This is a genomic window from Pseudaminobacter salicylatoxidans, from assembly GCF_003148475.1.
Lineage (GTDB): Bacteria > Pseudomonadota > Alphaproteobacteria > Rhizobiales > Rhizobiaceae > Pseudaminobacter > Pseudaminobacter salicylatoxidans.
Window position 1 is genome coordinate 79728 of sequence record NZ_QGGG01000018.1, and the last position, 6072, is coordinate 85799.

Sequence of the window (6072 nt, forward strand, 5' to 3'; positions counted from 1 at the left end):
CCCATCCCTATATGCGACAGACTGGCCGGGAAATTCATATGCGCTTGATAACGACCATCCTTGTTTTGCTTCTTTCGCTCGCGCCCGCCGCTGCGACGGAGGCTGGCTGGGCGCTTTTGCGCAATGGCGGCCATGTGGTGCTTCTGCGCCATGCCATCACGCCCGGCACTGTCGAGCCGGCCACCTTCGACATCGAGAACTGCGCTACGCAGCGCAATCTTTCCGACCGCGGCAAGCAGCAGGCCCGCAAGATGGGAGCTTTGTTCGCAGCCCGCGCCGAAACCACCGAACGCGTGCTTTCCAGCCGCTATTGCAACGCGCTCGAAACGGCCCGCATCGCCTTCGGCGACCGGCTCGTCGAACCTTTCGCCGCGCTCGACCAGCCACTCCCCGGCACGCAGATCGACGACGCGCAGAAGGAAGAGATCATGAATACGATCCGTGCTTTCGACGGATCGGGCAATCTCGTTCTGGTGACGCATCTGGAGATAATCGTCGCCCTCACCGGCCAGACGGCGCGCGAAGGCGAGGCCGTAATCGTCAGGCCCGATGGCGAAGGGCTCCATATTCTTGGCCGAATCGTGTTCAATTGACATGCTGCCTGCGCGACACGAAATGAGCTGGCGAAGAGACCGGGCGGCCCGACGGCCGGGCGCTGCTGGGGAATTTGGTCTTTTCCTGCCCCGAAAAACCGATTAGAGAGCCGAACAACACTGCGCGGAACGAAATCCGCACGCACTTTTGAAGGAAAAGCCCGTGTCCACGACATTTGAGAAAGTTGCCAAGATCATCGCCGACACGAGCGAGATCGACCTCGACACCATCACGCCCGAGAGCCACACCATCGACGATCTGGGCATCGACAGCCTCGATTTCCTCGACATCGTCTTTGCAATCGACAAGGAATTCGGCATCAAGGTGCCGCTCGAGAAGTGGACGCAGGACGTCAATGACGGCAAGGCCTCGACCGACGACTACTTCCTGATGAAGAACCTTTGCGCCAAGATCGACGGTCTGGTTGCGGCAAAGGCTGCCGCCTGACCCTTGACGGGACAAGCGGCCTGACCGACAAAAGCCACCCATGAGCGCCCACGACGTCGTCATCACCGGCATCGGCCTTGTTTCGTCCCTGGGCGAAGGCACCGATGCGCATTGGCAAAAACTCACCGCCGCCGACACCGCGCCGGTGGTGGATGCCGAACGCTATCCGCCCTACTCCATCCATCCGCTGCCCGAGATCGACTGGGGCCTGCAGATCGCCAAGCGTGGCGACCAGCGCCAGATGGAAACATGGCAGCGGCTTGGCACCTATACGGCCGGCCTTGCGCTGGACGACGCCGGCATCAAGGGCGACGAAGCGCTTTGCGCGGCTATGGATATGGTCGTGGCCGCCGGCGGCGGCGAGCGCGACGAGACGGTGGACAACGCCATCCTCGAAGCCTCCGAGACACGCAACGATCGCGACGTGCTCTTGAACGAGAAGCTGACCACCGAGCTCAGGCCGACCCTTTTCCTGGCCCAGCTTTCCAACCTGCTCGCTGGCAACATCTCCATCGTCCACAAGGTCACTGGCTCCTCGCGCACCTTCATGGGCGAGGAAGGCGCGGGCGTCGCGGCCGTCGAGACGGCGGCGGCGCGCATCCGCTCCGGCCAGTCCACGCATGTGCTGGTGGGCGGCGCGTTCCAGAGTGAACATCCAGACATGCTGCTGGGTTACGAGCTTGGCGGTTATCTGCATCGCGGCCCGTGGAAGCCGGTGTGGCAGCGCGAAGGCGCCGAAGGCGGCGGCGTGGTCAGCGGCTCGGGCGCGGCGTTCCTGGTTTTGGAATCGCGAGAGCACGCCGAGGCACGCGGACGCCGCATTTATGCGACACTTGGCCCGGTGCATTCCGAACTCACCCGCCGCCGCAAGCAGGACCTTGGCGACGCCATCTCCGGCCTGATGGACAAGGCGGACGTGCCGGCCAATGGCCCGCTGCTGACGATGTCCGGCGCCTCCGGCGCGCATGCCGCGACGAAGGCCGAAAAGGCAGCTTTGGAGCGCAACCCGCAACTCGTTGCACGGGCCTTCGGCACGCTCACCGGCCACATGAAGGAAGCCCAGTTCCCCTTCGCGGTAGCGCTGGCGGCGCTCGCAATCGACCGCAAGGCCGGCTACCCGGCCTTTGATGCGTCGAACGAGAAGGCCTATGAAGGCACGCCGAACTCGGTGCTGGCGACCGCTATCGGCTATCACTATTTCGAGGGCATGGCGCTGGTTGGCGCGCCCGATTGAATCGGAACGCACATGGCTAAGTACAACGACCATCTCGGCAGGCCCATCGTCGCCGTCACCGGCATCGGCGTCGTCACTTCGCTCGGCGTCGGCAAGGCCGACAACTGGTCGGCTCTCACCTCGGGGCGCTCGGGCATCCACAAGATCACGCGCTTCCCGATCGAGCATCTCAACACGACGATTGCCGGTACGGTCGATTTCCTGCCCTCGAGCGACAAGGGCGCCAGCGCACTGACCTATGAACTGGCCGAAAAATCCGGCCGCGAGGCGATCGCGGAATCCGGTTTGGATGCCGAGAATTTCGGCGGACCGCTGTTCCTCGCCTCCCCGCCCGTCGAACTCGACTGGCATGACCGCTTCGCGCTCTATCGTGACGGCAAGGATGGCAGCGCAACCGACCGCCTGTTCACGGTTGCCCGCAACCTGCCCACACTCGACGTTTTTGAAACGTCCCAGTTCGGTTCCATCGCAGCCCGCCTCGCAGACGAGTTCGGCACGCGCGGCCTGCCGATCACGCTTTCCACGGCCTGCGCTTCGGGCGCCACCGCCATCCAGCTCGGCGTCGAGGCAATCCGTCGCGGCGAATGCGACCGCGCGTTGTCGATCGGCGCGGACGGCTCGGCAACCGCCGAGGCCCTGATTCGCTTCTCGCTGCTTTCGGCGCTGTCGACGCAGAACGACGTGCCTGAGAAGGCGTCAAAACCCTTCTCGAAAGACCGCGATGGTTTTGTTCTCGCCGAAGGCTCGGCAGCGCTGGTTCTGGAATCGCTCGAAAGCGCTGTGGCGCGCGGCGCGACGGTGCTGGGCATCCTGCAGGGCTGTGGCGAAAAATCCGACGATTTCCACCGCACCCGCTCAAAGCCGGACGGCTCGCCGGCCATCGGTGCGGTGCGGGCGGCGCTTGCCGATGCGGGTCTCGGCGAAGACGGCATCGACTATGTCAACGCACATGGCACTTCGACGCCCGAAAACGACAAGATGGAGCATCTGTCGCTTTCGACCGTGTTCGGCGAGCGCATGCGCACCACGCCGATCTCCTCCAACAAGTCGATGATCGGTCACACGCTGTCGGCGGCGGGCGCGATCGAGGCGGCCTTCTCGCTGCTGACCATGCGCGAAGGCGTGATCCCGCCGACCATCAACTACGACAATCCCGACCCCGCCATCGAGCTGGACGTCGTGCCGAACAAGAAGCGTGAGGCGCAGGTTTCGACCGTGCTTTCCAATTCCTTCGGCTTCGGCGGGCAGAACACCTGCCTTGTCATGGCGCGGGAACCGGTCTAATCGACCCTGCCAATGGTTCCGGAGTGCGATGCAGCGACCCGACCGGCCGCCGCGCGCTCCGTTTTGTTATGTCGCGTGACTTTGCCCGAAACGCCGCGGGCGTTCCGCACTGATGTTTGACGAAGGAAGAGGCCCGATGCGCGCACTGCAACTCATCGAGGATCGCAAGCTCGAGACGGTGGAGATCCCAGAGCCGCCGGCGCCGGCGCTCGGCGAGGTCACGCTGCGCATCAAGGCGGTGGCGCTCAACCACATCGACGTCTGGGGCTGGCGCGGCATGGCTTTCGCCAAGCGCAAGCTGCCGCTGACCGTCGGCGCGGAAGCCTCGGGCGTGGTTGAGACAGTCGGCCCCGGCGTCGCCAATCTGGTTCCGGGCCAGATCGTATCGATCTATGGCGCGCGTACCTGCGGCCTTTGCCGCCCCTGCCGCGAGGGCCGCGACAATCTTTGCGAGCACGTCTCCGGCGTGCACGGCTTCCACCTCGACGGTTTCGCACAGGAAAAGATGAACCTGCCCGCGCGCCTTCTGGTGCCCGCCCCTCCCGGTGTGGATGCCGTAGGCGCTGCACTTGCACCCGTCACCTTCGGCACGGTCGAACATATGCTGTTCGACAATGCCAGGCTCGAGCCGGGCGAAACCATCCTCGTCCATGCCGGCGGCTCCGGCATCGGTTCGGCGGCCATCCAGCTTGCCAAGAAGATCGGCTGCACCGTCATCACCACCGTGGGCTCCGACGAGAAGATCGAAAAGGCCAAGGCGCTCGGAGCCGACCATGTCATCAACTATCGCCAGGACCGCTTCGAAGGTGTCGTGCGCAAGCTGACGAAGAAGAAAGGCGTCGACGTGGTGTTCGAGCATGTCGGCAAGGACACCTGGGCAGGCTCGATGTTCAGCCTCAGGCGCGGTGGACGTCTCGTCACCTGCGGCTCGACCTCCGGCGTCTCGACCGAAGTGAACCTGATGATGCTCTTCCAGCAACAGCTGAAGCTGCTCGGCTCCTTCGGCTGCCGCATGGAAAACATGGCCAACGCCATGCAGAAGATGGCTGCCGGGATCGTCCACCCGGTCATCGACACCGAGGTCGATTTCGGCTCCATCGACGCAGCGCTGAAGCGCATGGAAGGCCGCGACGTGTTCGGCAAGATCATCCTGCACGTCGGGTAACGCGCGCAGATGCAGAGAAAGACGAAAACGGCGGGCAAGGATTTCCTGTACCGCCTGTCACGGCGAACGAAGCAGGCCCGCCACTGGTTGACGGCGCAGTTCGCCAAGGGGCTTCTTTCTCTGCTGCGCCGCCTGCCCACCGACACCGCGCTGAATTTCGCCGACCGCACCGCCCGCAGGCTTGGGCCGCTGGTCGGTCGTCACAAGGTCGCGCTGGACAATCTGCGCCGCGCCTACCCGGAAAAGAGCGAAGCCGAGATCGAAGCGATCGCGCTCGACATGTGGGGCAACATGGCACGGCTCGCGGCGGAATACATATTCCTCGACTCGCTGTTCGACTACGACCCCCATGCCACGGAGCCGGGCCGCGTCGAGGTTTCCGGCGAACGGCTGTTCGAGAAGATAGCTGCCGAAGACAGGCCGCACATCATCTTCACCGGGCATCTCGGCAATTTCGAACTGCTGCCGATTGCAGGCGCCACCTATGGCATGAAGGTGACGGCGCTGTTCCGTCCGCCGAACAACCCCTACATCGCCGACTACATCCTTTCCACGCGCCGCTCCGCCATGGGCGACCTGCTGGCCTCGCAGGCCGGCGCTTCCTTCGCGCTTGCCCGCATCCTGGAAAACAACGGCACCATCGGCATGCTGGTGGACCAGAAATTCACCAACGGCCTGCCCACCACCTTCTTCGGCCGCCCCTGCCAGACCAGCCCACTGCTGCCCAAGCTGGTGCGGCAATTCGACTGCGACGTCTATCCCGCACGCTGCATCCGCCTGCCGAACAACCGCTTCAAGCTGGTGATCGAGGACAGGCTTGATCTGCCGCGCGACGCCAACGGCGGCGTCGATCTCACGCAAACCGCGCAGCTTCTCAACGACGTGGTGGAACGCTGGGTGCGCGAAGACCCCGGCCAGTGGATGTGGTTCCACAAGCGCTGGGCGCTGTCCAAAGGCCGTCGCAGCCGGGATCGGCGCGGCGCTCCGACCGAAGCATGAGCGGCCTTTTCAAAATTTAATCCTTTACGGCCGCAACAAAGCCGGATTTCATCCGTTCATATAGCGTGATGCGGGAGGAATCATGAGCAAGCGTATCAGAACACCGAATACCGCCGGCGCCACGCTCTGGACACCGTGGGGCCCCCAAAGGCGCAGCGAACGCAACGCGCAGCAATTGGCTGTGCGCAAACTGCTCAAGCAGATTGCGGCGATGAACAAGCAGGCGAACCCGCTTCACGTCGTGAAGAACTAGAGCGGTTCACGGCTTGATTGAATCGTCAGGATTCCCTGTTTGCTGATTTTGTGATTCAAGATGGTGGCTGGAATGGAGGCCAGCATCTGATGATCG

Annotated in this window: 7 protein-coding genes; all 7 read left to right on the forward strand. The window is 63.7% G+C overall.

Annotated features, from left to right (window positions below; translation table 11 throughout):
• The first annotated feature begins 38 nt into the window (after window positions 1–38).
• A complete protein-coding gene (locus C7441_RS20510; RefSeq protein ID WP_109614451.1) occupies window positions 39–593 on the forward strand; it encodes a histidine phosphatase family protein in 555 nt (184 codons plus the stop codon).
• 163 nt (window positions 594–756) lie between these two features.
• The gene (locus tag C7441_RS20515) at window positions 757–1041 is read left to right on the forward strand and encodes an acyl carrier protein (RefSeq protein ID WP_026060674.1); all 285 of its coding nucleotides are present in this window, start codon (window positions 757–759) and stop codon (window positions 1039–1041) included.
• A 40-nt stretch (window positions 1042–1081) separates the two neighbouring features.
• Window positions 1082–2275 carry a beta-ketoacyl-ACP synthase gene (locus C7441_RS20520; RefSeq protein WP_109614452.1) on the forward strand — a complete coding sequence of 398 codons (1194 nt, stop codon included), beginning with the start codon at window positions 1082–1084 and terminating at the stop codon, window positions 2273–2275.
• A gap of 12 nt (window positions 2276–2287) precedes the next feature.
• Entirely contained in the window at window positions 2288–3559 is a 1272-nt protein-coding gene (locus tag C7441_RS20525; RefSeq protein WP_109614453.1) for a beta-ketoacyl-ACP synthase, read from the forward strand.
• Between the two features lie 136 nt (window positions 3560–3695).
• Window positions 3696–4724, forward strand: coding sequence for a zinc-binding dehydrogenase (locus C7441_RS20530; protein WP_109614460.1), 1029 nt, complete (start codon window positions 3696–3698; stop codon window positions 4722–4724).
• Window positions 4725–4733: 9 nt separating this feature from the next.
• A complete protein-coding gene (locus C7441_RS20535; RefSeq protein ID WP_109614454.1) occupies window positions 4734–5723 on the forward strand; it encodes a lipid A biosynthesis lauroyl acyltransferase in 990 nt (329 codons plus the stop codon).
• 82 nt (window positions 5724–5805) lie between these two features.
• Window positions 5806–5976, forward strand: coding sequence for a hypothetical protein (locus tag C7441_RS24170; RefSeq protein WP_170125206.1), 171 nt, complete (start codon window positions 5806–5808; stop codon window positions 5974–5976).
• The last annotated feature ends 96 nt before the right edge of the window (window positions 5977–6072 follow it).

Coding starts and splice junctions, on each gene's coding strand:
- C7441_RS20510 (WP_109614451.1), top strand. CDS start 39: ATGCGCTTGATAACGACCATCCTTGTTTTGCTTCTTTCGCTCGCGCCC.
- C7441_RS20520 (WP_109614452.1), top strand. CDS start 1,082: ATGAGCGCCCACGACGTCGTCATCACCGGCATCGGCCTTGTTTCGTCC.
- C7441_RS20525 (WP_109614453.1), top strand. CDS start 2,288: ATGGCTAAGTACAACGACCATCTCGGCAGGCCCATCGTCGCCGTCACC.
- C7441_RS20530 (WP_109614460.1), top strand. CDS start 3,696: ATGCGCGCACTGCAACTCATCGAGGATCGCAAGCTCGAGACGGTGGAG.
- C7441_RS20535 (WP_109614454.1), top strand. CDS start 4,734: ATGCAGAGAAAGACGAAAACGGCGGGCAAGGATTTCCTGTACCGCCTG.
- C7441_RS24170 (WP_170125206.1), top strand. CDS start 5,806: ATGAGCAAGCGTATCAGAACACCGAATACCGCCGGCGCCACGCTCTGG.